The sequence below is a fragment of the Brasilonema angustatum genome (assembly GCF_059505445.1).
The window spans coordinates 59,239-82,121 of record NZ_JCACKO010000150.1 but is presented as its reverse complement, the minus strand read 5'-3'; the positions used below and the strand labels follow the sequence as shown (position 1 = coordinate 82,121).

Genomic DNA, 22,883 nt, shown 5'->3' with positions numbered 1-22,883 from the left:
AAAATATCCACATTTTCAACAACATAGGAGTAAAAATATGGGACTTCAGGAAGAAATTGACAAAATGAGACAAGAGATTAGAGTCGATAACTATTCAATGTCTATTGGTGAATGGATAAGCCTCTATGAAAACGAAGAAATTGATATACATCCAGAGTTTCAAAGATTTTTCCGTTGGTCTAGTATCCAAAAAACAAGATTGATAGAATCTATTTTACTTGGTATACCTATTCCACCAATTTTTGTTTCTCAACGTGAGGATGGAGTTTGGGATGTTGTAGATGGTCTTCAAAGACTATCTACAATATATGAATTTATTGGAAAACTAAAGGATGAAGATCAAAAAAAAATTGAGCCATTGATACTTGAAGAGACTAAGTATTTGCCAAATTTGAAAGATAAAAAATGGGAAGATCCATACGATATACAAAATTCTCTAACACAAGCCCAGCGTCTGTTAATTAAAAGATCTAAGATTGATGCGACTATTCTCCTAAAAGAAAGTGACGAGATTGCAAAATATGAGTTATTCCAAAGATTAAATACTGGAGGTTCAATAGCTACTCCGCAAGAGGTAAGAAACTGTATCCTTGTAATGTTTAATCGGGAGATGTTTCATTGGATGAAAAAATTAAGTCAAAATGAAATGTTTAGAGAGTGTATAGCTCTAAGTGAGCGACCAATTGAAGAACAATATGATGTTGAGCTACTACTAAGGTTTTTAGTGTTCCGCACTCTGGAAGAAAAGGAAATGAGGAAGATACGTAATGACTTAAGTGGTTTTTTGACTGATAGAATGGTAGAAATGGCGAAAAATGAGAAATTTAATTATAAACAAGAAGAAGATGCATTTAATAAAACATTTGAAATTTTGTATGAACAAATGGGAAGTGATAGTTTTCGGAGATATTCTCCTAATAAAGATAAGTTTTTAGGAGGCTTTCTAGTTTCTGCTTATGAAGTAATTGCTTTAGGAATTGGTCACAACTACGAGAATTTATCTCACTCACACATCGATATAAGAGAGAAAATAAAGAAAATTTGGATAAGTCCTGAATATACAAATTGGTCAGGTTCAGGTACTACTGCACAGCGAAGAGTACCAAAACTAGTTCCTTTTGGTCGTCAGATGTTCAAACCATGAAAATACGTACTTTAGAGCAGCTAAGTGATAAGCTTGCAGAAGAACTTGCATGGCGCAAAATAGAGCTTTCAGCATTGAAAGCTCTGATTGATAAGTCATTCTCATCAGGAAAGCAAAAGGCATTACTTCGTAGTGGAATTACTATGCTTTATGCCCATTGGGAGGGATTTATCAAAGTAGCAGCCAATAGTTATTTAGAATTTGTTGCTATGCAGAGTCTACCTTATAACAAACTTTCCAAGAATTTCATTGCTTTAGCAATGAAAGATAAATTAGATCAAGCAAGTGAAACTAATAAAGCAACTATATATAGTGAAATTGCTGATTTTTTTATGACGAGACTTAGTGAACGAAGCTTAATAAAATATGAAAATAGGATTGCGACATCTAATTTATCATCATCAGTCTTTAAAGAGATAATATGCATACTTGGTTTAGACTACAGTTTCTATGAATCAAAAGAAGTTCTAATAGATGAAAAATTACTTAAGAAAAGGAATATGATTGCTCATGGCAACTATCTTGATATAGATGAACAACAGTATGATGAATTACACACACAAGTAGTAGGGATAATGGATAATTTTCGGAACCAAATAGATAACTGTGCATCTACAAAACAATATTGTTGCTAGGGTAAAGCTATTATGTGTCACCGTAATCCATTTCCAAATACTCTCTCAGCTATCAGCCAAAAGGTAGCAGGCTATAGATTACAGGCTTTCCGATCACCGATAGCCCCAACCTAGAAAAGATAACGACTGTTCGCTGATAGCTAATAACTATTTACAGCAATTATCACAGTGACCGCAACGCCAGTTCTTGCTTTGTTCCTCAAAACCAAAAGCACTTAACAAAAAACGCCAGCGACAATCCCTAGTCGTAAGATATTGATTCATCTGCTTCGTAGCGTGTGATTGTGTGACTGATTGAGTTTTCGCCCCTGGAACGATACTGTAGTGGAAAGGGTCAAGCCACTTGAGTTGTCCGGTGCTGTGTAGTAGAGAAAGAGCGATCGCACCATTGGGAAATTCTCGCGCTACAGCATCCACTTCCCCTGTTCTGGGCAATTTTTTCAGAACTTGCTGCGCGGATAGCTGTTGCTGCTGCAAATTCTCCTCAAAAAACTTTTGTCTTTGCTTATCTTGTGGATCTAACCACCCCGTAGGTTCACTGATCAACATCAGTGCTTGGGCTGGTTTTCCATCTCGTCCAGCGCGTCCAATTTCCTGCACGTACTCTGATATCAACAATGGCGGGTGAAAATGAACCACCCAACGGACATCTGACTTATTTATCCCCATACCAAAAGCACACGTGCAGATAACAAACGGCATTTTTCCACTCAGCCATTGTGCTTCAATATCGCGGCGTTCCTCTGCGCCTAATCCTGCATGATAACCTGCTGTAACGTAACCCAACTGTAGTAGCCATGCAGCCAACTCTTCGCTATCTCGCCTTGTCCGAACGTAAACAAGCCCAGTTTGTTGTGGTTTATCACAAAGAAATTTTAAGAATTGTTGCTTTCTTCCTCTTGGAGTCCAAACTATACGAATAGAAGGATTAATATTAGAACGATAAGGATTAATACGAAAAACTGCAGGTTCCTGTAACTGAAGAATTTCTCGAATTTGAGTTTGGGCTAAAGGGTCAGCGGTGGCGGTGAAAGCGGCTAGCGCTATATTTGTTCCCAATGGTTTTGATTTGAGTAGCGCTGGTCGTACTGCCCCTAATCTTCGGTAAGCTGGTCTAAAAGTGTCTCCCCACTGTGTCAAACAGTGCGCTTCATCTAATATTAAACCATTAATCACAAGTTCCGGCTGGCACAACCTTTCCCACACTGGCTTGCTGAGTAAAGTTTCTGGCGACAAGTAAAGTAATCTTAGCTGTTGTCGTCCTAAAGCTTGTAAAGTCATACGCCGCTTGTCAGATGGTAATTCACTATGCAAAAGGGCAGCGGGTATTCGACGTTCCCGAAGTTCCTGCACTTGGTTTTCCATCAGCGCTACCAAAGGCGAAACAACGAGCGTTAATCCCTGTTGTAGCAGTGCGGGAAGTTGAAAACAAATTGACTTTCCCCCACCTGTGGGCATGATAATCAGCGCATCTTTTTTTGCCAACAAACTCTGGATAATTTCTCCCTGCGGTGGACGGAAATCTTCATAACCCCAGATTTTTTGAAATGCAGCGCGGACTTCGTTCCAAGATGCTGTCGCAGAAGGATTCATGAGGCATAGTAAAAAGGGGTGATATTAACTGAATATATCCTCTGCTTTTGAGGTACTGGCTCAGTAATTTTATCAGTATCGAATCAGATCAATCTAAGTGACAGGGAGATCCGTCGAACGCTTGATGCTACCCGTATCGTGCCATAATTTCTGTCCCTTTTTTTTTAGGGTGAGGTGTAAGTCTCCAAACCCCATCCCTTATCTGCAGCCTTCAAAACCTGTGTACCACGCCCCTTGCCTTTGGTGCATTCGGTTACAGGGGCTATATTACAGTAGCCAGAGTATATAGGCAGTTACTCTGGCTACTTTAGTTGACTAAAATATTCCGAAAAAATTTATTTAGGCAGGAACGACTTGAGCAATCAGTGAACGTTTATCAAGCGACTGGACTTTACCAACTTGGCCTAGAGCAGCTACAATCCGCTCTAACAGTTCTCCAGCCTGTTCACGATATTGATTTTCTCTACCTCGTAAACGAATAACAAATTTTACTGAATCGCCTTTACTCAACCACTGAATTGCTTGCTCAACGCGTAAGTTGTAATCAGCCACACCCACGTTGGGACGGAGCCGAACTTCCTTTACCGTAGGTCTAGCACTGTGTCCCTGACGCTTTTTCTTTTGATACTGAAGCTTACCATAGTTAAGAATCTTCGCAACTGGAGCGTCTTTGCCCTCCGAGACTACGACTAGATCAAGCTGTAGGCTCTGTGCTAGCTGTAGAGCTTCATGTGTATCGGTCAGACCACGGTTATTATTCTCATGGTCAATCAAGAAGACTTGAGGTGACTTGATTTGCGAGTTTATGAGTTGCTTTTGAATTACGATAATAATCTCCTTTGAATTGTTCAATACTTAGCAAGTGCAAGTAATGCTAATCTAACACAAGACAAACTAGAAATTATGATGTGGTGAGGTACCCTTGGACTTACTTCGTTTGAGGCTGAAGCTTGCACCAAAACTAAAGAATAGGAACGGTCTTACTCGTTTTTGGAGCTTCTCGTCTTCACCAGTGTCTACATCAAAATCAAAGTGTAGAGATTATGCCTCCAAGTTGTGCCTTATCATACTTAGCCATCAATTGCTTATGTAACTTTATATAACATTTTTTCCAACTTCCTCCCAAAAAGTTGTCTGTTATGTCATGATGATAGATGAGAGTTAATTCGGTTAATAGTGTTTGTTTTTAGTATTGACAGGTTTTTTGTTCTTGGTATTTACAAACTTTTCTCCGAAACCTAAATCTCTACACACTTATGATTTCGGAGACAGTTTATGTCAGTTTATGTAGGAAACCTTTCTTACGACGTTACAGAAGAGAGTCTGAAAGCTGTTTTTGCAGAATATGGTTCTGTAAAGCGCGTTCAGCTACCTACTGATCGCGAGACAGGTCGTTTGCGCGGCTTTGGTTTTGTGGAAATGGGTACAGATGCTGAAGAAACAGCAGCCATTGATGCTCTTGATGGTGCTGAGTGGATGGGGCGTGACCTTAAAGTTAATAAGGCTAAGCCTAGAGAAGAAAGAGGTTCGTTTGGCGGTGGTGGTGGTAATCGGGGGGGAAACAACAGCTTCCGTAACCGCTACTAAGCTTTGTAAATTGGGGGATGGAGAACCAACCCCTTGATCTAGAAATTAATTTGATTTAGCAGTGGCTCAGGCAATAATGCTTGAGCCTTTTTGATCCAACATTTGGACTGCGGATAAAAACTTAAGCTTTAGAAGCCAAAACCCATTATCTGGAGTTCTGTATGACAAACTTAGCCTTTGGTGTCCAACATGCCGTCCTGATCACTATCATTGGTGAGACAGTACTCAAAGACCGTATTGTTAAGCTACTAAAAAGCCACAATGTAAGCGGTTACACCATTAGTCAAGTATAAGGTGAGGGCGGGCATGGAAGACGCTTGGCAGATTTAGCAGGCTACAACACTAACATTGAAATCAAGACTATTGTTTCACTAGAAGTATCTGATACTATCTTTTGGGCACTCAAAGAGGAGCAGGGCAAGCACGCCTTAATCGTCTTCCGACACAATGTAGAAGCCTTATATTGATTAGCCCTTTTTCATCAGTTTCGTTTTCTGAACCACCAACCTCTTAACTGTTCAAATTTTTAGTGGATCTTCACTTCGGTTAAATTAACACAGTAGTTTCAGTTATCAACTTACAAATCTTTTAAAGTCCAACTAATCTTTAGGATACAAGTACAAAGAGCCAAAAAAATCTATATAAAATTTGGCAACTTAACCCAGGAAAATTAAATGTTAGATTTCAATACCTTAACAGCATTCTCAAGCACTTACTGCATTAGCATTTGTGCCTTTCTAATTCCAGCCAACCTGATTGCTACCTCATCGACAATAATTCTCACATTATTGGATCGTCCGGCTATTACGATCTGGCAAACTGCTGGAATTGCTAGTTTCTTTGCTCTATTGATGATACTGCATGTATTTGCTTGGTTTATGATCGGAGTGGTTATGGCTCCCACATACATTTTATTGGTGCTAGGAAGCATCTGTTTGTTGGCCAATTTCATGGCGATTCTCTCACACAGACGCTTTGCATTGCGCACATAATTCAGAAAGATACCCTGTTCGCTATATTAGATCAGCGTCTGGCATCACTTAGCTACGAGGGATTCAAGCGATAATGGACAAACCAATCCTGCAAAAAGATGGTACTACATTTGAGTTGGGAATTAATATACGGTGGTTTGTGGCGGTACATTCCCACCCTTTAGCTAAAGGAAAATATTCTTATGCGATTGCCATCCATAACGTATTAAAGCGCAACCCATTCCCCATCGCTGACTTTGACTCATGCCTGTTCGGCTGTTACGAAACAGCGCACCAAGCACTGAATGCCGGAGTTGAGGAAGCACAAACCAAAGCATCTGACTTTGGCGAAAATATTAAATAATTAGGGAAATTCTTCCGGGAAGAAATCTGATTACCGTAAGCGGGGGCTTCGAGGTAATACCGTTTCACTTTAAGGTTGATACAAATGGGGGGCAGGGAGCAGGGGGCAGGGAGCAGGGGGAAAGAATTAAAAACCAATCGTTTGTATCAGGGATTTCGTGAAATGGTATAACTACAGAGTGGGGATGGATGCGGTTCTCTCTAGGAATAAGGGGCTGGGGGGATACCCCACGCTAGGTATTGTACTCTCCATACGGAAGTCTCCTCCCCAACCTACTAGCACATCTGGCTTAAAATTTTGGGTTGAGGATAGCTAGGATGAGAGTTTTTGTAAGCTTGTTTACCCAATATTTTAGTATGGATGCGCTACTACGCATCTGTGGCATTACTTTGTGAAAGCAGTTATTGATAACCTTCGATATGGTAACCAGCTGCAACAATTGCCTGTTTGATTGACTCTTCAGAAGCCTTAGATTCTACAGTCACAGTTTTCGCTTTCACATCTACATCCACTTTGGTATCGGGTTCCATTACGTGGATGGCTTCGGTAATTTTTCCTGCACAGTCTTCACAAGTAATATTCGGTACAGTTAATTTTAACGCCATAATCTACCTCTTTTAGGGAGTTTTGATTTATTCTCAGCTTTGATTGTAATCCTCGTCGGCGCGATGCTCATCCTACCAAAGTTATGTCAACCAGTTTCGTCTCCCAATTATGGTTTATTGCTTCACTGACTTCATCGATAAACTAATCCGCTTCAATTTCTGATTAATTTCCAGCACTCGCACTTTCACAACTTGTCCCACCTTGACAATTTTCTTTGGATCATCAACGAATCTATCAGCCAATTGGGAGATGTGCACCAAACCATCTTGATGTACACCAATATCGACGAAAGCACCGAAGTTAGCAACATTGGTAATGATACCTTCTAGTTCCATCCCTTCTTTGAGATCAGAAATTTCCTTGATTCCTTCCTTGAATGTTGCATACTTAAACTCAGCGCGTGGATCTCTTCCCGGCTTTTCCAATTCGCTGAGGATGTCGCGCAGTGTTGGTTCACCTACAGTGTCGGTAACGTATTTCTTGAGATTGGCTTTTCTTAGCTTTTCAGCAATTTGGGTGATTTGAGTTAATGGTACGCTCAAATCAGAGGCGATCGCCTCCACAACTGAGTAACTTTCTGGGTGAACAGCAGTATTATCCAATGGGTTCTCACCACCACGAATCCGCAAGAATCCTGCCGCCTGTTCAAAAGCTTTTGGTCCTAACTTGGCGACTTTCAGCAACTGTCGGCGATTTTTAAACACACCATGCTGGTTACGATAAGCAACAATGTTATTGGCAACGCTGGACGTAATCCCAGAAACAAAAGTCAGAAGTTCACCAGAAGCAGTATTCAAGTCCACCCCAACGTAGTTGACGCAGCTTTCAACAGTTTCATCCAACTTCTTTTTCAACAACTTTTGATCCACGTCGTGTTGATATTGTCCCACGCCAATGGACTTAGGATCAATTTTCACCAGTTCCGCGAGTGGATCTTGTAACCGACGACCAATACTAATAGCACCGCGAACGGTAACATCTAAATCGGGAAACTCTTCCAAAGCAACTTTACTGGCAGAATATATGGAAGCACCCGACTCATTCACCATCACCTTGACTGGTTTTTGTTCCATCGCTTGCAGCACTTCCAAAACAAATTCGTCTGTCTCACGGGAAGCTGTACCATTACCAATGGCAATTAACTCAACTTTGTATTTTGAAATCAAATTTTTGAGAGTTTGTGCAGCTTTCAAACGTTGTTCGGCTGCTTGATGCGGAAATATCGCTTGATATTCCAAAAATTTCCCCGTTTGGTCGAGTATAGCAACTTTGCATCCAGTCCGAAAACCAGGATCAATCGCCAGCGTCGGTTTCATCCCTGCTGGCGCAGACAGTAACAACTCCCGCAAATTCGTTTCAAAAGTTTTGATAGACTCAACATCAGCGTAGCTTTTCTTTTCACCAACAACTTCACTCATCAAGGAAGTTTTCATCAAGCGGTTGAATGCGTCTTTAAGCATCCCTTGATAAAAGTCCCGGATGGCGCGGACTTTCGTCTTAATTTCCTTTGACTCCAAATAAGAAAGCACCACATCTTCATCAAAGGAAATTTCAAAAGACAACACCTCCTCTGCTTCACCGCGACACAACGCCAGCATATTGTGAGGCGCAATATTTTTCACCCTCATTTGATAATTACGGTACATCTCAAACTTGGTTGTACCTTCCGGATGATCTTTTTTGATACGGGAGACAAACACTCCTTCTTCCAGCAAGTAGCCCCTCAGATATGCTCGCAACTCCGCTTTTTCCGCGACTTCTTCCGCTAATATGTCAGAAGCACCTTTAAGTGCATCTTCTGCCGTCTTAACTCCTTTCTCCTCAGAAATATACTTTGCTGCTTCCGCATCCAGCGACGCCGAAACACCATTTTTGTTGTTCAGCGATTTGATGAACTCCGCCAGCGCTTCGAGTCCTTTTTCTCTGGCGATAGTGGCGCGAGTACGGCGTTTGGGACGATAGGGGAGATATAAATCTTCAAGTTCAGTCTTTAGTAAACAGGATTCGATTTTTTGTTTGAGTTCGTCGGTGAGTTTTCCTTGTTCGGCTATGGAATTCAAAATCACCGACTTCCTTTCTTCCAGTTCTGTTAAGTAATTATACTTATCATTCAGTTCGCGCAACTGGACTTCATTCATCTCGCTTGTCCGCTCTTTGCGATATCGTGCAATAAAGGGAATTGTTGCACCCTCCGCGAAAAGTTCTAGCGCGTTTTGCACCTGATAGGGTTTAAGGTTGAGTTCTGTCGCTAGTAATTGAGGAATATTCAGCATTTGTGTCTCAGTTGAAAACGCTAGTTATTAAAGTAATACGTTAGATAGATGAAATAGTCCAATTAGAAAGTGTTAAGCTAGTGTCACAAGAACATCCGGAATTTTGTTTTTATACGCTGTTGTTATAAGTAGCGTATTGTGGATCAAAAACGATTGATTGTCAAACGAAATATATTTCTTCCCAACAGCATCTCTCATATGCACACATTAACGCCTCTGCTTTTGTTCAGATGTGAGAAACTATGGCTCTGTTTTTTCTGCTTCCGCTTTTCACTGGTTTAATTGGTGGCTATATCTTCAAGAAAAGTACCGATGAGATCGGCTACTTGGTGGGGATATTTGCAGCTATCTGTATAGTTCTAGGTTTAATTTTCGCACCTTGGCAGCTACTGCTTTTGGTACTGATTTTGACCATAACAGTTCCGAAAAAACTCTTACGAAAAAATGAGTATCAAATCATTTCTAGTGAGGAAATAAGTGAGGAAGTGAAAGAAGAACCATTACCCACTGATAACCAGAAACAGGTTGTTTCTAAACCTGAGGATTATGAGGTTGAACTTTTACGTAATTATCAGCATATGATCTACTAAGCTGACTCCCTCACTTGCTTGCTCAAAACTGTTTCTTCAAACCAGCCCTACAAGCGGCGTACCACCCGCTATGAATGAAGCAAACACCTTTTTAGCTGTTAAGCGTCTCTTGTATTTATTCACAGGATAAACCTGCGTATTTCTGCTTATGCTTTGCTAAAAGCCTAAGATAGTTTTCATTCATCTTGGCTTGCATCCACTTTTCTTTGAAGATTGCTGCTGATTCAGCTTTAATAGGATCTATCTCATTTGGTAAGATATCTTTTCTTGCCTTGCTCTGGGCTTCCTGAGAAGTTTCTTTTTGCGGGTTAGTTTTGTACTTTCTACCACTTTTATGGTTAGCGTAGCGGCGCGATCGCGTGTACCCCATCTGTAAAAACTTCCGCGCCATATCAGCACCCACAAAATCACCTTGCTCTAAATATTCAAAAAACATCTGGTAGATTTTTTCGCTAGACTCTTTTGCAATATCTGGAGTTTTAAACCGCCAGTAAGGAAGAATTTCAGATTTGTATGGTTCTACCAAAAGCACTCCTTGTTCACCCTTACCTACGCGATATAGTTCAGGATGTTCTCGAAAGTTAATATTTTTAAAATCTAAAGAGTAATCAAACATACATAATATATTATAATCTCACATGATGACAGCACATTGCAAGTTGGTGAACTATAACGGTGTTGTCTAAAAGCTAGACTTATCAGCCCTTTTTACTTCTGAACGGCAGTTGACGCCAGACGTATCAAGTCGGGAAAAAGTGCAGCAGCGCTGCTTTACCCCCGGGACTGCCTCCTACTGACGACTGACTCCTGAATTATGCTCTCAGTGTAGCTTTTCCCTATCACTCAATTGAGTTTCGCTATGCTACAAACTGCTGAATCCTTAAAAAGTGTTCTGACTTCTGGTGACTTGCGACGAGTACATCACATAGCTCTTAACGTCCATGATATGCAAGGCTCTCGACACTTCTACAATCATATTCTTGGTTTGCACGAATTGACTGGTGATGAAGTTCCTGCAACTCTGGTAGACTTAGTCGCACAGGGAAAAGTCGCTAACTTTGTCACTCCAGATGGTATAATCCTCGATTTATTTTGGGAACCAGACTTAGCACCGCCAGATCCAAATCCAGAACGTACTTTTACCAGAGCATACCACTTGGCGTTTGACATTGCTCCTGAATTGTTTGAGCAAGCAGTTGAAGTTTTAAGAGAAAATCAAATACAAATTGCCCACGGACCAGTTACACGTCCTACTGGTCGAGGTGTGTACTTTTATGATCCCGATGGCTTTATGATAGAGATTCGCTGTGATCCACAATAGCTGACAAGACAAGGGAATAAAAAATCTTGACAAAATGACTCAATGACTCATGGCTAATTTACAACAGACATATCAAGTTATTGAAGAGGTGATTACAAAACCTCCAATTCCGCATGAGCCACACAAGCAGTCGTTGAAAGCTTGGGCAATGTATTGTCTACGAGACAATGGTTTTAAGGTAATATATGCTGACAAAGCTGACTTCGCCGTTGAAGCCAGAAATGGTGAAAAGATTTATTTCAAAGTCGCCAAGAATGGAAGTGACTTAGATAATCAATTTGCCTGGATAGTTTGGGATAGTTCCACAAAAAATGCCAGCTTCATTCCACCCGAATCTTAGCTGTTGCGTGTTGTGTTGTTCGTCTGCGTTTTTATTACCTTGCGAGGAAATTGATAAGATAAAGGTAGAGCGATCGCGCTCATACTTTATCATCACTTAATTTTTAAAAAATGATTTTTGTTGATCAAATCCGGCAATTTTCGATGAAGAATCTCCGCCCTTTGATTCACAAGACAGGGTTTGATGTCGTGAGATTTCCCCCTCGCAAATATAATTTTTTAATCAAGTTATTAAAAAATCACAATGTAGACACAGTTATAGATGTAGGGGCTAATCTCGGTCAATATGCCACAGAAATTAGAAGCGAGGGTTTTGATGGGCGTATTTTATCCATAGAACCAGTACCAGAAGTTTTTAACTCTCTTCAAAAAGCGAAAGCGAAAGACTCAAAGTGGTCAGGTTTTAATTTTGCTTTGGGAGCGGAAAATGGAACTACTCAAATAAACTTAACGAATTTTTCCGATTTAAGTTCTATTTTAGAACCCACAGAATATGCCAAAAGTGTTGCACCTGCTTTTGAGGTTAAAGAAAAAATCCAAATTCAATTAAAGACGTTAGATACCTTTTGGAAGGAAAATAAGTTAGATAATTTCAAAGTTTTTTTAAAATTAGACTGTCAAGGTTTTGAAGAGCAGATTCTACAAGGAGCAAATGAATCTCTCCAAAAAGTTGTAGGCGTTCAAATGGAACTGTCATTGAAAGCTTTGTATAAAAATCAAAGACTATATAATGATTCCATTGCGTTTATGAAAGAAAAGAAATTTGAACTTTATCATATACTGCCGGTGTTTAGCGATGTAAATACCGGACAGCTTCTTGATATGGATGGCTTTTTCTTCAGGAGTTAGGAGGCTTTTACATAGGAATCCCTATTTGAGTTGTGAAAAAGGTTTTGATTGAATTAACCGCAGAAAGCGAATTTGCGGTGTGGATGTTCCTCCCGCAAAGTTCGCGGTGGGCGCTCCAGAACGCAGAGGAGGAAAACACAGAGTTTTACCTTTGCGTAGCGTGCCCGTAGGGCTTATGATTTAGGACTGCTATAGTTGTTGTTTGAATTCGTTCCGTTTTAATCCCCTTAACGGGGAATAGATAATTTCAACGATTTGGGGAAGGAGCGAAGAACAAGAAGTTATTCGTTTCAATCCCCTTAACGGGGAATAGATAATTTCAACAAGCAATTCGAGGTGACCGAGTTTTCAAATACCGAGTTTCAATCCCCTTAACGGGGAATAGATAATTTCAACTTTAATCAAACTGGAACAACTGGAATTATTAGGTTTCAATCCCCTTAACGGGGAATAGATAATTTCAACACTTGTGTCACACCCAGTCAGACCACGCCAATACCTATTTCAATCCCCTTAACGGGGAATAGATAATTTCAACGCTCATAATGGCAAGTCCCTTTACTAGCACAAACGTTTCAATCCCCTTAACGGGGAATAAATAATTTCAACTGGATTACCAAAACACATTTTGCGAATTTGATAAATTGTTTCAATCCCCTTAACGGGGAATAGATAATTTCAACTCACAAGAAAAAATTATGTGAAGCATTGCTAACGGGTTTCAATCCCCTTAACGGGGAATAGACTACCTTGGGTGACGATGCTACTTTCGGCGTTAGTCGCAGGTAATGTTTCAATCCCCTTAACGGGGAATAGATGCGGTCACATGAAACGCATGACCTATTTAGTTTTCGAGGTACGGTTGCGCGGATACATAACAAAAGTACCATTTCAGCGATCCAACGTCAAGTAATACAAATTTAAAAATAGCCTCAAATCCTGTCCTGATAAAGGTTCTAGAACTTGCGCGGATGATTTGTTTCAAAAAACTCTCAAACTCAGAACTGATAAGCCTTTGAGCCGCGAAATTGCTCCTGACTTTTCAAACACCTAACCATCCGCGCAATGTCTCCTCACAGGGAAGGTTTTTCAAAGATCATCAAATGCTGTTGGGGTAACAAGTTTTTAGTTTCCCGCCAAACCAAACCAACAGCTTGCATTTCTTTTCGTACTTGTTTTTGAGTCATTTTATGCAAACCTTTAATCAGAATAAAGGGATTTTCACCTCGATATTCAACCAGTACTACTCTACCACCGGGTTTTAGCCCACGGATAATTCCTTCGATGATCTCTCGTGGGTACTCAAACTCGTGATAAGCATCCACCATCAAAGCCAAGTCAACACTTTCTGCTGGTAAATTGGGGTTAGTCAGAGTTGCCAAGACAGGTTGAACATTGGTGATATTTTTCTCTTTCTTCAAGAACTTGATAATATCCAGCATTTCTGGCTGAATATCCACAGCCAGGACTTTTCCTTTTGTTAAAACGCGAGCAATACGAAAGCTCATGTAGCCTGTTCCAGCACCAATATCTGCCACAACATCGTCGGGTTTCAAGTTAAGGGCGCTAACGATTTTGCTTGGTTGTTCTTCAGCCTCTCGACTTGGTCGTTCTAACCAAGATGCCCCTGTATGTCCCATAACTTTGGCTATTTCTCGATCCATGTAAAATTTACCAATACCATCAGGACTGTGAATGAACCGTTGTTGGTAAACTGTGGAAGATGGAGATGCACTTGCTGTGCTTGTAGGAGCAAGCAGGATGCAGCACAGCATCAACAGGATAGTTACGGCGAAAGTTAAAAATTTGTCTTTTAATTGAGATTTCATCAAACTTTTTACTAGTAAACAGTTATCAGTTACCAGTTACCAGTTATATCAAGTTCGCTTAATCGCTTATAAATCAATACAGTTACTGTTAGTGGTATTTAAGATCCCCCAACCCCCTTAAAAAGGGGGCTTATAACCCTCTTTTACCCCCTTTTTAAGGGGGTCGCCGCAGGCGGGGGGATCTTATGCAAATCGTATTGGGGGTGGGGTAACGCAAGGGCTGCAATTCTAACTAATAATCCGAACTTGATCTCAAAACTTACTCTAAACCTCAGCCTATCCTATCGGGCATTCCTCTCCTTTCATCCCTCTCCTTTATAAGGAGAGGGAAAGATTTTAGCGCCGATTCAAGCGAGGGTGAGGTTTTGAACGAAATATGTATACACGCTTCCGTAATCTAAAAACTTAAATCACGAATGGTTCGAGATGGCGATCGCACCACTCTCCCTGAAACCGTTCAATTACAAATGGTCTCACAATAAGCTTCGGTGGGCGTCCTCCTCGAACATCAATACGCACAAAAGAGTATGGTCGTCGCGCTTGCTCGTTGTATCCATCGCGACCAACAAAAAGGAAAGAATCTGCAACTTTACGGTAAGGATTACCAGGAAGATGCTCAAAACTCTCCATCAATTCTGGTCCTTCCTTGCGCTGGCGACGGGGATAATGACCGCTACCACCAGAGATGATGCAGTTGATATGCGAGTCAGCGTGTCCGGTGTCCGTTGTGCGCAAGTGTTCCAAACAGTGTGCATGACCATTTAAAATCAAATCGACGATTGGACGACCTTGAGTCACCGAACCAAGGCTGTCTGCGACTTGATCAAACACCCAACGTAGACAGTGGCGAACTGCTAATGTTTGCGCTTGATACCATTTCGTCGCCTCTGTGACGTAAGGAGGATGATGAAAATAAATGATCCGTCCGCGAACTTCCTCAGTATTCCAAGATAAAATCAGTCTTTCCTTGAGCCAGTTGAGTTGTTCCAAGTCTATGACTGGCGCATGATTAGATTCAAGTTGTTTTTCAATATCAATTTTGATCTCATCGATTTGGTATAATTTCGCTTTCAGGGTATCCAGTTGTTCGGCTTCTCCAGGAATCTCTGGATTCAGCTTGTCGCACGCTTCCAGAATTTGGATTTCCTGTCGTTCTATTTCATGGCGACGATGTACCAATTCGCGGCGTTCCGCTTCTCCCTCTTTTGTTGCTGGGAGTGGTGATGGTGCATTAAAAGTATTGGAGTCGAGGGCGAAAAAGTCGATCCCGCCGTAACGGAAAGTGTAGTAGCGGTTGGGTAAGCGGGTAAAACGTCCGGGTTCATAACGCAAACAGTGTCCTGTGTCAGTTTTAGCAGTGTAATAGTTATCCAAGTGACGTTCTAACTCTTCACCAGAGTCGAATCTCTTAAGATAGTCAAGAAACGCCCGTGCATAAGCGTCACCCTTGTAAGATCCATGCCAGCCTATCTCGACATTTTTATAGCCAAGCAGGCGACGCAGCGATCGCGTCCCTCCAGCAATAAATCGATATATCCCCGGAACATCATAATAATCATGATTTCCCAAAACTGGTAGAATTGGCAGCTGAAAGACCATGCGATCGTACGGAATGCGTTTAGGATTTTCGCCACCGACAAGAAACTCGCGGTAAGGTTCGATAAAGTTGGTCGGGTAATACTCATGAGATCCCACCACATAAATAACATCACCCGTATGCAGGACAAAACGGCACTCCTTTTGGTGAGCAAGCATCAATTCAGCAATTTTCCGTTGGGGATGATGTCCGTGATGTTCTGTAGTGCCGCTATCACCTATGACTATAAACGAGAATTCTGGATTATCCGAGTTACCATCATCTAAAACCATGCTGGTTTGGTCGATTCCACGCTGGGCGACACTCGGATCTCCCCACCGTACCCGTTCCTTCATCTTTTCGATCTTTACAGGAATTGGTGGATCAAATATGAATTGCATAAATTCGTATTCATGAGTTATTAGTCATTTAGTTATTGTCCCATTACTTCACGGCAGTCGCCACAACGGGGAGAACCCCAACGCCAGATGCCTACGGAGGGAAACCCTCCTGCAGCACTGGCTCCGCAAGGCGCTGCCTCCCAATTTCCTCTACTCTCCGGGTATGCGCAAAGCAACTAGTCAGTTATCAGTTATCAGTTATCAGTTATCAGTTATCAGTTTTTATTGTTTACTGTTTACTGTTTACTGTTTACTGTTGACTGTTCCCTGTTCCCTGTTCCCTATTCCCTGCTTACTGATACCCTGCTGCTTGCAACGAAAACAGTGTCGCATAACGCCCTGCTGCTTGCAACAATTCCTGGTGAGTTCCCTGTTCCACAACTTCCCCAGCTTCGATAACGACAATTTTGTCAGCCATCCGCACCGTAGAGAAGCGGTGAGATATTAGGAATACCATCTGATTTTTGGTCAAAGCGCGAAAGTGATTGAAAATATCAAATTCTGCTTGGGGGTCCATTGCTGATGTTGGTTCATCTAAAACCAAAATATCTGCATGAGTTCGCATAAAAGCACGGGCAAGAGCAATTTTCTGCCATTGACCTCCAGAAAGTTCTTGTCCATCTCTGAACCATTTCCCAAGCTGAGTCTGAAACTTGTCGGGCAAATGTTCAATAAAAGGAAGCGCCATGCCTTTTTGGGCCGCACTCATCCATCGGTTTTTGTCCTCAACGTAGTCCACATCCCCCACACCAATATTCTCACCAACACTAAATTGGTAGCGGACAAAGTTCTGAAAAATCACCCCAATACGTCGCCGCAGCACATCCACATCCCATTCTTGCAAGTCCAAGCCATCTAGTAAAATGCGTCCAGAGTCAGGAGTGTAAAGTTGAGTCAGCAGTTTGATCAGCGTCGTTTTGCCAGAACCATTTTCACCAACAATAGCTAACTTCTCTCCCGGTTTCAGGTGCAGGGAAATATTTTTCAGCGCTGGTTGCAAACTTCCTGGATAGGTGAATGATACGTTTTCAAAGCGAATCCCATCTCTAGGTTTTAAACCTTTCGTGGCTTTGCCTTTTGGTTTTGGAACTTCCTCTTCTAGAAACTCATAAAGATTAGAAAGGTACAAGTTATCTTCATACATCCCCCCGATAGAAGTCAAAGCACTAGAAAATGTAGACTGTCCTTGGCGAAACACCGTGAGATACATCGTCATATCTCCCAAGGAAATTTTGCCTGCAACTGCCTCCACAACAATCCAGGCATAAGCCATGTAAAAAGCTAAAGTACTCAACAAACTAAGCAGATAACCCCACCATCCCCGCCGCAGTGTTAAGTCGCGGTCTTCGCCGTAGAGTCTGTTAAATAAGCTGTGGTAACGTCCCAGCAGCATATCGCCAAGTTGGTAGAGTTTGACTTCCTTAGCAAAGTCTTCTCTAGCCAAAAGGGTTTCCAGGTAATGTTGCTGGCGGGTTTCCGGCGCACGCCAACTAAATAGGCGAAAGGCTTCCCCAGCAAATTTCGTTTCCGCAAAGAATGCGGGCATCGCTGCTAAAATCAGCATCAACACTGCCCAAAATGAAAATTTCACGAGCAAAATGCCATAAGTCACAAGTGATAAAGCGCTTTGCACCAAGCCAAAGGTACGGTTGACCAGAGACAAGGGACGAGTTGATGCTTCTCGTCGTGCATTTGTCAATTTGTCGTAAAACTCTGAGTCTTCAAACTGTGTTAGGTCCAGTGTCAGGGCTTTTTCCAAAATAAGAACGTTGACTCGTTGACCAAGCAGCATCCGCAACAACGACTGGCAAACGGTGACTCCTCGCTGACTAGCTGCTAGTAAAGCGACGGCGATCGCCTCTAATCCCACATATATTAAAGGACGATTATTATTGACAAAATCACTGTTATATGATAAGTTGTGAGAAGCTGAAACCACGGTATCGACAATTAACTTACCGATATAAGCTATAGCTGCTGGAAAAAGACCAGCCAGCAAGGTTAAACTCGCGAAAATAATAGTCAGCGAGCGGCTAGTTGTCCACACCAAGTTAATAGCTCGTCCACTGTACCGGAAAACTGCGAGAGATTGGCGCAGGGCGTTACGTTTTTTACGAATCTTCATATTCTTTTTATACTGTAGAATCGCGCCTGATTGCAGCGAATGCCCCTATGTCTTTCTGTAGATCCCTGCTTGGATACTCCCTACTCCCTACCCCCTATTTTCAAGACAGGTGGGATCACGGATTAGATCCAAATACTCCCATTGATGTATTTGAGGTATTGTGAATAAATGTAAAGCTATAACAAGTTGGTTTTCGTTTTCAACTTGACACACAGCATTGTGAGTGCTAGAGATTTACCAGAAACTACAGCCCATGTCAGGATTATCCGTCAATCTTGGCAAGACGGATTTCTTGAAGGTGAAGTCAGAGCGGGTGACTTTGAATGGCAGTTCCAATGGCATTTCCGCCGGGGAGAACTTTCTGTCAAGCCTTATAAAGGGCGTGCTTTGATCAAAGAACCCCTCGGTCGCTTCTTGGAGCAACGAGATTACCTGCTTGAACCAGGAGGAGACTATGCTTTCACTATTCGGGCTCAACTCTGAAGAAACACTCTTGAGTGAGGGAGGCAGGGAGTGAAGCGCGTTTGCGCAGCGCCCCCTCCGGGGCTAGCGTTAACGTTTGCGCAGCGCCCCTTTTAGGGGCTAGTGGATCGTAGATCGCCGTAGGCTGGGAGTGAGGGAAGTGTTTCTTCCATTCATGACGGGTGATGCGCCGCCCGTCGGGGGCTTTAAAGAAAAAAGAAACGAATATTAATCATGTATTGTAATATTTAGCCTTGACCAATGATTCCTTGATGGTGCAAGCCCCCGGATTAATCCGTGCAATCAATTGTTGAATCCAAAATCCAAAATTCTCAAGAAAGCGGATTCATCCATGGGATCAATCCAAAATCCAAAATCTAAAATTCAAAATTGTCTGACTATTCATTATTAGCCACTGATTGAGTTAAACGATTGAGGTATCTTTCAATCAACAGGATGGCTACAATGTCGTCTATAGGTCGTGGTGGTTGTCGCAAGCCTTGTGGTAGAAGCTTGGCAAGTCCTTTGGGAGGAAACATCTGCCAGTAGCGATCGCGTGCTTCTAAGCTGGTGTAACGCTCATCCACTAAAACAACGTTCAATGGATCTGCCAATTGATTGTGCAGTTCTTGTTTCCACTGTTTTGCTGTGGTTTGGTCACCCATAACGAGTAAAGAAATGGGGAAGTTTTGACGCAGCGACATGATAGCGGCGATCGCCTCAGCTGCTAATACGACTTGGTGGTGATAGAGTTGTCTATCGAGTCCCATCACAGCTAAACCACACTTATCACGACCAGGATCGAAACCCAAAATAGCTGGTTGGGTTGGTAAAAATTTACGGGCAGTCATAATAAAAATTTAAAATTAACAAGAAAGCAGAACCCACAACAAGAGAATTCCCTACAAATAAAATATGTTCTATTTGAGTAAGCAAAGAATTGTTTTTTCTCGATAAATGAATTCAAGCACAACAGAGCCGCAACTCACGCACCAGAAATCCGCTCTTATTGATGCACGATTTCTAGATTTATTCTAACTACTGACTCTTAATTACTTTGTTAGTCAAAAGTGAGCTAGTAAAGGACGCCAGTCACCTGCGGCGGGAAACCCTAACTGGCGTGCGTGACGTGACCTCCGGTCATCCCCCGTTAGCGTAGCGTGCCTGCTCTTGCGTAGCCGTGGCGTTAGCCATAGGGCATAGGGATCAACAGCTTTTGGACTGTGGACTTTTGACAAGAGATTATGAAAACTTAACAATTAGTAATATATAGGACTCCTATTTGATTTTTGAAAAAAAACTGGGTACACCTTTGAGGTGTTCCCTGCTCCTTGCTGCGGTGCTCCTTGCTCCCTTGCTCCCTTGCTAAGTGCTAAAAATAATCTGCCCGTTTTGAATAGCTATGAGTTTTACTTTCAGTGGTCCTGCTGTATATGTATCCTCTACAGCAATAGCTTTGATCTCAATTGGCTGGTTGTACTGTCTCAACTGGGCGATAAAGCGAATGAAAGTCCCATCTATTTGAATACTTTCTAAAATACCAGCGTTACGAGCGCGAAATTGCGAAGCAGAAATCAGCTGTTCTAGCCGCTGTCGCAGTTGAAAAGATGTCATCGTTTTGGGATCTGCACTTGTTGTTGCTATGACTTGACCTCCGGTGAAAACGACTTGATTGCGTGCTGCATCAGCAAAAAATGCAATCTGCTTTTCTCCCCTGACGTAATTGCCAGCAGAAAAAATTCTTACCACATATTCTCGACCATCATTAATTTGCTTGCTTAATTGATCAACCTGCTCATTTGTCACTTGCAAGATTTGCAAATTTGCTGGATTCGCAGCACCAGGCTCACTTAATTCGATGGTAGCGTTTCGATTAGCCTCCTGTAAAAGTTGAACAATCAGCTGACGCCCTACAACAGGTTGTTCGACACGAACAACGCCTGTAGCAAGAACTTGACCGCGAACCAGTGCGAGTTTTCCTAAACGCAGGTCACGGTAAGATTGGTAATATTTTTCCAGTCTTGCTACTTCCTGCTCCAGATAGTCTTGTTGTGTTTCCAATTCTTTGAGGCGAGATTCCCGTTGAGCAATCACTTGCTCTCGCGCGGCAATTGCTGTGTTTCGCTTTTTAATGAGTTGATCCAGTTCAGCAATTTTTTGATCCCGTTGTTGAACAGCTTGCTGTCGATTGGCTAGTTCACGATCGCGTTTGTCAATGGCTGTTTTGGCTTGCGAAATCGCTTTTCTTGCTTCTTCATACAGTCGTTGGCGTTCTACCTTTCTTTTTTCAATTTCCACCAGCAGCTTTTTTTTCTCATTATCAACGCTTTGAAGTTCCGCTATGGCTTGTTTATAGCTGGCGACTGCTTGACTGAGTTGGTTTTGTGTGCCCTGAAGTTGAGCTTGAGTTTGAGTTTGTTGGCTAATAGTACGGTTGAGTTGAGTCTGAGTTGCTTGCTGTTTAGCGTTTGCATCACGTAAGGACTGATTCGTTTGCTGCAAGCGCTCTTGTTGAGCTTTTTGTTCTTTTCGAGCTTGTTCTAGCTCACCTTTAGTGTCTTCTAGCTGTTTTGCAGTTGTGTTGAGTTGTTCGCGCTTGCGCTTGAGGTCTTTTTGAATACTCTCTAGCTTGAACACTCCTGTGCGCAATCCATCGTCGGCAGCAAATAAAATTCCTAAGGTTGATGCTGAGACCAAAGTCCCTGTCAGAATAGTTACCAGTACTGCCGTCTTTTTTGGACGCAGGTTAAACAGGGAGAGGCGAGCCTTGCCAACTCGTGTGCCAATGCGATCGCCCACGGTGGCAATGACGCCTCCCAAAATTAAAATTGCTGCTATTAGGATGTACCCGGTGGTCATCTTCTCCTACCGACGAAATCCTTCCAGATACAGCCTACTACTTCCAGTCATTATCTGTGGGAAATTAGTGTAAGCCAAGCATTGACATGACGCAATCTTCACTACTCTTTATTCCTGATTTAAACAAAGTTCAACAAAAGCCAGGAACACTTGCTATTTCACTCACCTACAATATAGGGTTTAGTGTGCAAAGGCGCACCGAAAGTATGCGCGGGTTATCTTCAGGTGCGCTTACGCTTACCAAGCAACTGGCGGGAGCAATGCAGCGGCTTCACTTACCTTGAACTTGCTTTTTCAGCGTTTACAAGTCAGGAAACTATGCACGCTAGTTGCTTACAGAGGTTGATACACACCTGGTACTTCCTGAACAGAAGCCCTTGCAACAACGAGGGTATTGCCGACTTCAATTGTAGTAAGTGGCGTTTCTGAGTCATTTTTTCTGACTTTTTTTATCTAACTCAGAAATCACTGTTCATTGCTAGTGAACTTTGTTTAGGTAAATTGGCGACTTAAGGTAACAGGCTTATGAACAGTAATCTTTTTCTTGTGTATTGAAATCATCTTTTTCTCACGCAAGTCACCTAGTAATCTAGTGACAGTCACGCGAGTCGAACCAATTGCTTCAGCGATCGCTTGATGAGAGAGCTTGAGATCAATTGTGATTCCATCCGCACAAGGAACGCCAAAATCACGACAGAGAATTAACAAAAAACTTACCAATCTAGAACCCATATCTCTGTGAGCGAGTGTTTCTATCATCATCTCTGTCTGTAAGATCCGCGAAGACAATCCTCGCAGCATTAGCATTGACAGTTCTGGGTTTTCCTTAAGCGCTTGTTCCACCTGTTCAATTGGTGCTGAGAGCAATTCTACAGATGTGAAAGCAACCGCATGGTAAAACCTATCTGACTTGTTTCCTGTCAGCAAGGATAAGACGCCGAAAACACTATTTTCCCGCAGCAGTGCTACGGTTATTTCTTCTCCTGCTTCATACACTCTGGAGAGCTTAACGGCACCTTTTAATAGAAAATACACTCGTTCGGCGGGATCGCCGGGGAAAAAGATGGTTTTACTACGTTCAAACGTTTCCACAACCGGCGGAAACGCTCCGGTCGCCATCTGACGAAAAACACTTGCTAGGGCTTTATCTTGTGTCACGAGCATTTACCTTCCCCTACCCAATGCCGGAAAATTTAAAATCGATTTCCTAAGAATACACCTGAAAAATCAATAACACATTGTCAATGTTTTTGTACTTTCCTATACTTAACCTCACTCACTCATATGCCAATTCTAAACTATTTGTGAAATTTCCCATAACGTCACCTGTCATTTGTCCAGTGTTCAGTGTCCAAAGTC

The 22,883-nt window shown here is 42.1% G+C and carries 22 protein-coding genes, 1 pseudogene and 1 CRISPR repeat array; of the genes and pseudogenes, 12 read left to right on the top strand and 11 right to left on the bottom strand.

What is annotated here, in order from left to right; all coding sequences use genetic code 11:
* The first annotated feature begins 37 nt into the window (after positions 1-37).
* Positions 38-1,144 (top strand): GmrSD restriction endonuclease domain-containing protein, encoded by a 1,107-nt coding sequence (locus tag AC5JM2_RS32020; RefSeq protein ID WP_495839596.1) that lies wholly within the window; start codon positions 38-40, stop codon positions 1,142-1,144.
* Positions 1,141-1,779, top strand: coding sequence for an MAE_28990/MAE_18760 family HEPN-like nuclease (locus tag AC5JM2_RS32015; RefSeq protein ID WP_495839594.1), 639 nt, complete (start codon positions 1,141-1,143; stop codon positions 1,777-1,779). Before AC5JM2_RS32020 ends, AC5JM2_RS32015 begins: the two co-directional genes overlap by 4 nt.
* A 147-nt stretch (positions 1,780-1,926) precedes the next feature.
* On the opposite strand, the gene AC5JM2_RS32010 is transcribed toward AC5JM2_RS32015, so the two are convergent.
* Together AC5JM2_RS32010 and infC are read right to left on the bottom strand one after the other, a co-directional pair.
* Positions 1,927-3,372 (bottom strand): RecQ family ATP-dependent DNA helicase, encoded by a 1,446-nt coding sequence (locus tag AC5JM2_RS32010; RefSeq protein ID WP_495839592.1) that lies wholly within the window; start codon positions 3,370-3,372, stop codon positions 1,927-1,929.
* A gap of 339 nt (positions 3,373-3,711) precedes the next feature.
* On the bottom strand, positions 3,712-4,224 hold the full coding sequence (gene infC, locus AC5JM2_RS32005; RefSeq protein WP_495839590.1) for a translation initiation factor IF-3: 513 nt from the start codon (positions 4,222-4,224) through the stop codon (positions 3,712-3,714).
* A gap of 423 nt (positions 4,225-4,647) precedes the next feature.
* Between infC and rbp the strand changes: the two genes are divergently transcribed.
* From rbp to AC5JM2_RS31985, 4 genes and pseudogenes are all read left to right on the top strand, one after another.
* Complete coding sequence (gene rbp / locus AC5JM2_RS32000) at positions 4,648-4,959, top strand: RNA-binding regulator (RefSeq protein WP_495839588.1); 312 nt, start codon at positions 4,648-4,650, stop codon at positions 4,957-4,959.
* Between the two features lie 161 nt (positions 4,960-5,120).
* A pseudogene (locus AC5JM2_RS31995) lies at positions 5,121-5,426 on the top strand (P-II family nitrogen regulator).
* Between the two features lie 207 nt (positions 5,427-5,633).
* Complete coding sequence (locus AC5JM2_RS31990; protein WP_495839586.1) at positions 5,634-5,951, top strand: hypothetical protein; 318 nt, start codon at positions 5,634-5,636, stop codon at positions 5,949-5,951.
* Between the two features lie 73 nt (positions 5,952-6,024).
* Complete coding sequence (locus AC5JM2_RS31985) at positions 6,025-6,294, top strand: hypothetical protein (protein ID WP_495839584.1); 270 nt, start codon at positions 6,025-6,027, stop codon at positions 6,292-6,294.
* A 401-nt stretch (positions 6,295-6,695) separates the two neighbouring features.
* Here AC5JM2_RS31985 and AC5JM2_RS31980 read toward each other — a convergent pair whose 3' ends face one another.
* Together AC5JM2_RS31980 and AC5JM2_RS31975 are read right to left on the bottom strand one after the other, a co-directional pair.
* The gene (locus AC5JM2_RS31980; RefSeq protein ID WP_210613307.1) at positions 6,696-6,899 is read right to left on the bottom strand and encodes a heavy-metal-associated domain-containing protein; all 204 of its coding nucleotides are present in this window, start codon (positions 6,897-6,899) and stop codon (positions 6,696-6,698) included.
* 114 nt (positions 6,900-7,013) lie between these two features.
* A complete protein-coding gene (locus AC5JM2_RS31975) occupies positions 7,014-9,173 on the bottom strand; it encodes a Tex family protein (protein WP_495839581.1) in 2,160 nt (719 codons plus the stop codon).
* Between the two features lie 242 nt (positions 9,174-9,415).
* On the opposite strand from AC5JM2_RS31975, the gene AC5JM2_RS31970 reads away from it, so the two are divergent.
* Positions 9,416-9,763, top strand: coding sequence for a DUF4278 domain-containing protein (locus tag AC5JM2_RS31970; protein ID WP_495839579.1), 348 nt, complete (start codon positions 9,416-9,418; stop codon positions 9,761-9,763).
* 115 nt (positions 9,764-9,878) lie between these two features.
* On the opposite strand, the gene AC5JM2_RS31965 is transcribed toward AC5JM2_RS31970, so the two are convergent.
* Positions 9,879-10,379, bottom strand: a complete 501-nt coding sequence (locus AC5JM2_RS31965; RefSeq protein WP_495839577.1) for a DUF4385 domain-containing protein — start codon at positions 10,377-10,379, stop codon at positions 9,879-9,881.
* A gap of 243 nt (positions 10,380-10,622) precedes the next feature.
* On the opposite strand from AC5JM2_RS31965, the gene AC5JM2_RS31960 reads away from it, so the two are divergent.
* From AC5JM2_RS31960 to AC5JM2_RS31950, 3 genes are all read left to right on the top strand, one after another.
* Positions 10,623-11,084 (top strand): VOC family protein, encoded by a 462-nt coding sequence (locus AC5JM2_RS31960; protein WP_495839575.1) that lies wholly within the window; start codon positions 10,623-10,625, stop codon positions 11,082-11,084.
* A 49-nt stretch (positions 11,085-11,133) separates the two neighbouring features.
* The gene (locus AC5JM2_RS31955; RefSeq protein ID WP_495839574.1) at positions 11,134-11,424 is read left to right on the top strand and encodes a hypothetical protein; all 291 of its coding nucleotides are present in this window, start codon (positions 11,134-11,136) and stop codon (positions 11,422-11,424) included.
* A 110-nt stretch (positions 11,425-11,534) separates the two neighbouring features.
* Entirely contained in the window at positions 11,535-12,272 is a 738-nt protein-coding gene (locus AC5JM2_RS31950; protein WP_495839572.1) for an FkbM family methyltransferase, read from the top strand.
* A gap of 215 nt (positions 12,273-12,487) precedes the next feature.
* Positions 12,488-13,089: a CRISPR direct-repeat array (repeat unit 27 nt; unit sequence GTTTCAATCCCCTTAACGGGGAATAGA).
* A gap of 256 nt (positions 13,090-13,345) precedes the next feature.
* Here the strand turns inward: AC5JM2_RS31950 and AC5JM2_RS31945 are convergent.
* From AC5JM2_RS31945 to AC5JM2_RS31935, 3 genes are all read right to left on the bottom strand, one after another.
* Positions 13,346-14,101, bottom strand: a complete 756-nt coding sequence (locus AC5JM2_RS31945) for a class I SAM-dependent methyltransferase (RefSeq protein WP_495839570.1) — start codon at positions 14,099-14,101, stop codon at positions 13,346-13,348.
* A gap of 405 nt (positions 14,102-14,506) precedes the next feature.
* Positions 14,507-16,078, bottom strand: a complete 1,572-nt coding sequence (locus AC5JM2_RS31940) for a metallophosphoesterase family protein (protein WP_495839568.1) — start codon at positions 16,076-16,078, stop codon at positions 14,507-14,509.
* A gap of 292 nt (positions 16,079-16,370) precedes the next feature.
* Complete coding sequence (locus AC5JM2_RS31935) at positions 16,371-18,203, bottom strand: ABC transporter ATP-binding protein (protein ID WP_495839566.1); 1,833 nt, start codon at positions 18,201-18,203, stop codon at positions 16,371-16,373.
* 219 nt (positions 18,204-18,422) lie between these two features.
* On the opposite strand from AC5JM2_RS31935, the gene AC5JM2_RS31930 reads away from it, so the two are divergent.
* Positions 18,423-18,686: a DUF3146 family protein gene (locus AC5JM2_RS31930; protein WP_495839565.1), complete on the top strand. Its 264-nt coding sequence runs from the start codon at positions 18,423-18,425 to the stop codon at positions 18,684-18,686.
* A gap of 377 nt (positions 18,687-19,063) precedes the next feature.
* Here AC5JM2_RS31930 and AC5JM2_RS31925 read toward each other — a convergent pair whose 3' ends face one another.
* Positions 19,064-19,516: a pre-16S rRNA-processing nuclease YqgF gene (locus AC5JM2_RS31925; protein WP_495839563.1), complete on the bottom strand. Its 453-nt coding sequence runs from the start codon at positions 19,514-19,516 to the stop codon at positions 19,064-19,066.
* A 514-nt stretch (positions 19,517-20,030) separates the two neighbouring features.
* Positions 20,031-21,524 (bottom strand): DUF3084 domain-containing protein, encoded by a 1,494-nt coding sequence (locus AC5JM2_RS31920; protein ID WP_495839561.1) that lies wholly within the window; start codon positions 21,522-21,524, stop codon positions 20,031-20,033.
* Between the two features lie 86 nt (positions 21,525-21,610).
* On the opposite strand from AC5JM2_RS31920, the gene AC5JM2_RS31915 reads away from it, so the two are divergent.
* The gene (locus AC5JM2_RS31915; protein ID WP_495839559.1) at positions 21,611-21,808 is read left to right on the top strand and encodes a hypothetical protein; all 198 of its coding nucleotides are present in this window, start codon (positions 21,611-21,613) and stop codon (positions 21,806-21,808) included.
* 208 nt (positions 21,809-22,016) lie between these two features.
* On the opposite strand, the gene ntcA is transcribed toward AC5JM2_RS31915, so the two are convergent.
* Complete coding sequence (ntcA, locus tag AC5JM2_RS31910) at positions 22,017-22,688, bottom strand: global nitrogen regulator NtcA (RefSeq protein WP_048867514.1); 672 nt, start codon at positions 22,686-22,688, stop codon at positions 22,017-22,019.
* Positions 22,689-22,883 lie beyond the last annotated feature (195 nt).

Coding starts and splice junctions, on each gene's coding strand:
- AC5JM2_RS32020 (WP_495839596.1), top strand. CDS start 38: ATGGGACTTCAGGAAGAAATTGACAAAATGAGACAAGAGATTAGAGTC.
- AC5JM2_RS32015 (WP_495839594.1), top strand. CDS start 1,141: ATGAAAATACGTACTTTAGAGCAGCTAAGTGATAAGCTTGCAGAAGAA.
- AC5JM2_RS32010 (WP_495839592.1), bottom strand. CDS start 3,372: ATGAATCCTTCTGCGACAGCATCTTGGAACGAAGTCCGCGCTGCATTT.
- rbp (WP_495839588.1), top strand. CDS start 4,648: ATGTCAGTTTATGTAGGAAACCTTTCTTACGACGTTACAGAAGAGAGT.
- AC5JM2_RS31990 (WP_495839586.1), top strand. CDS start 5,634: ATGTTAGATTTCAATACCTTAACAGCATTCTCAAGCACTTACTGCATT.
- AC5JM2_RS31985 (WP_495839584.1), top strand. CDS start 6,025: ATGGACAAACCAATCCTGCAAAAAGATGGTACTACATTTGAGTTGGGA.
- AC5JM2_RS31980 (WP_210613307.1), bottom strand. CDS start 6,899: ATGGCGTTAAAATTAACTGTACCGAATATTACTTGTGAAGACTGTGCA.
- AC5JM2_RS31975 (WP_495839581.1), bottom strand. CDS start 9,173: ATGCTGAATATTCCTCAATTACTAGCGACAGAACTCAACCTTAAACCC.
- AC5JM2_RS31970 (WP_495839579.1), top strand. CDS start 9,416: ATGGCTCTGTTTTTTCTGCTTCCGCTTTTCACTGGTTTAATTGGTGGC.
- AC5JM2_RS31965 (WP_495839577.1), bottom strand. CDS start 10,379: ATGTTTGATTACTCTTTAGATTTTAAAAATATTAACTTTCGAGAACAT.
- AC5JM2_RS31960 (WP_495839575.1), top strand. CDS start 10,623: ATGCTACAAACTGCTGAATCCTTAAAAAGTGTTCTGACTTCTGGTGAC.
- AC5JM2_RS31955 (WP_495839574.1), top strand. CDS start 11,134: ATGGCTAATTTACAACAGACATATCAAGTTATTGAAGAGGTGATTACA.
- AC5JM2_RS31950 (WP_495839572.1), top strand. CDS start 11,535: ATGATTTTTGTTGATCAAATCCGGCAATTTTCGATGAAGAATCTCCGC.
- AC5JM2_RS31945 (WP_495839570.1), bottom strand. CDS start 14,101: ATGAAATCTCAATTAAAAGACAAATTTTTAACTTTCGCCGTAACTATC.
- AC5JM2_RS31940 (WP_495839568.1), bottom strand. CDS start 16,078: ATGCAATTCATATTTGATCCACCAATTCCTGTAAAGATCGAAAAGATG.
- AC5JM2_RS31935 (WP_495839566.1), bottom strand. CDS start 18,203: ATGAAGATTCGTAAAAAACGTAACGCCCTGCGCCAATCTCTCGCAGTT.
- AC5JM2_RS31925 (WP_495839563.1), bottom strand. CDS start 19,516: ATGACTGCCCGTAAATTTTTACCAACCCAACCAGCTATTTTGGGTTTC.
- AC5JM2_RS31920 (WP_495839561.1), bottom strand. CDS start 21,524: ATGACCACCGGGTACATCCTAATAGCAGCAATTTTAATTTTGGGAGGC.
- AC5JM2_RS31915 (WP_495839559.1), top strand. CDS start 21,611: ATGACGCAATCTTCACTACTCTTTATTCCTGATTTAAACAAAGTTCAA.
- ntcA (WP_048867514.1), bottom strand. CDS start 22,688: ATGCTCGTGACACAAGATAAAGCCCTAGCAAGTGTTTTTCGTCAGATG.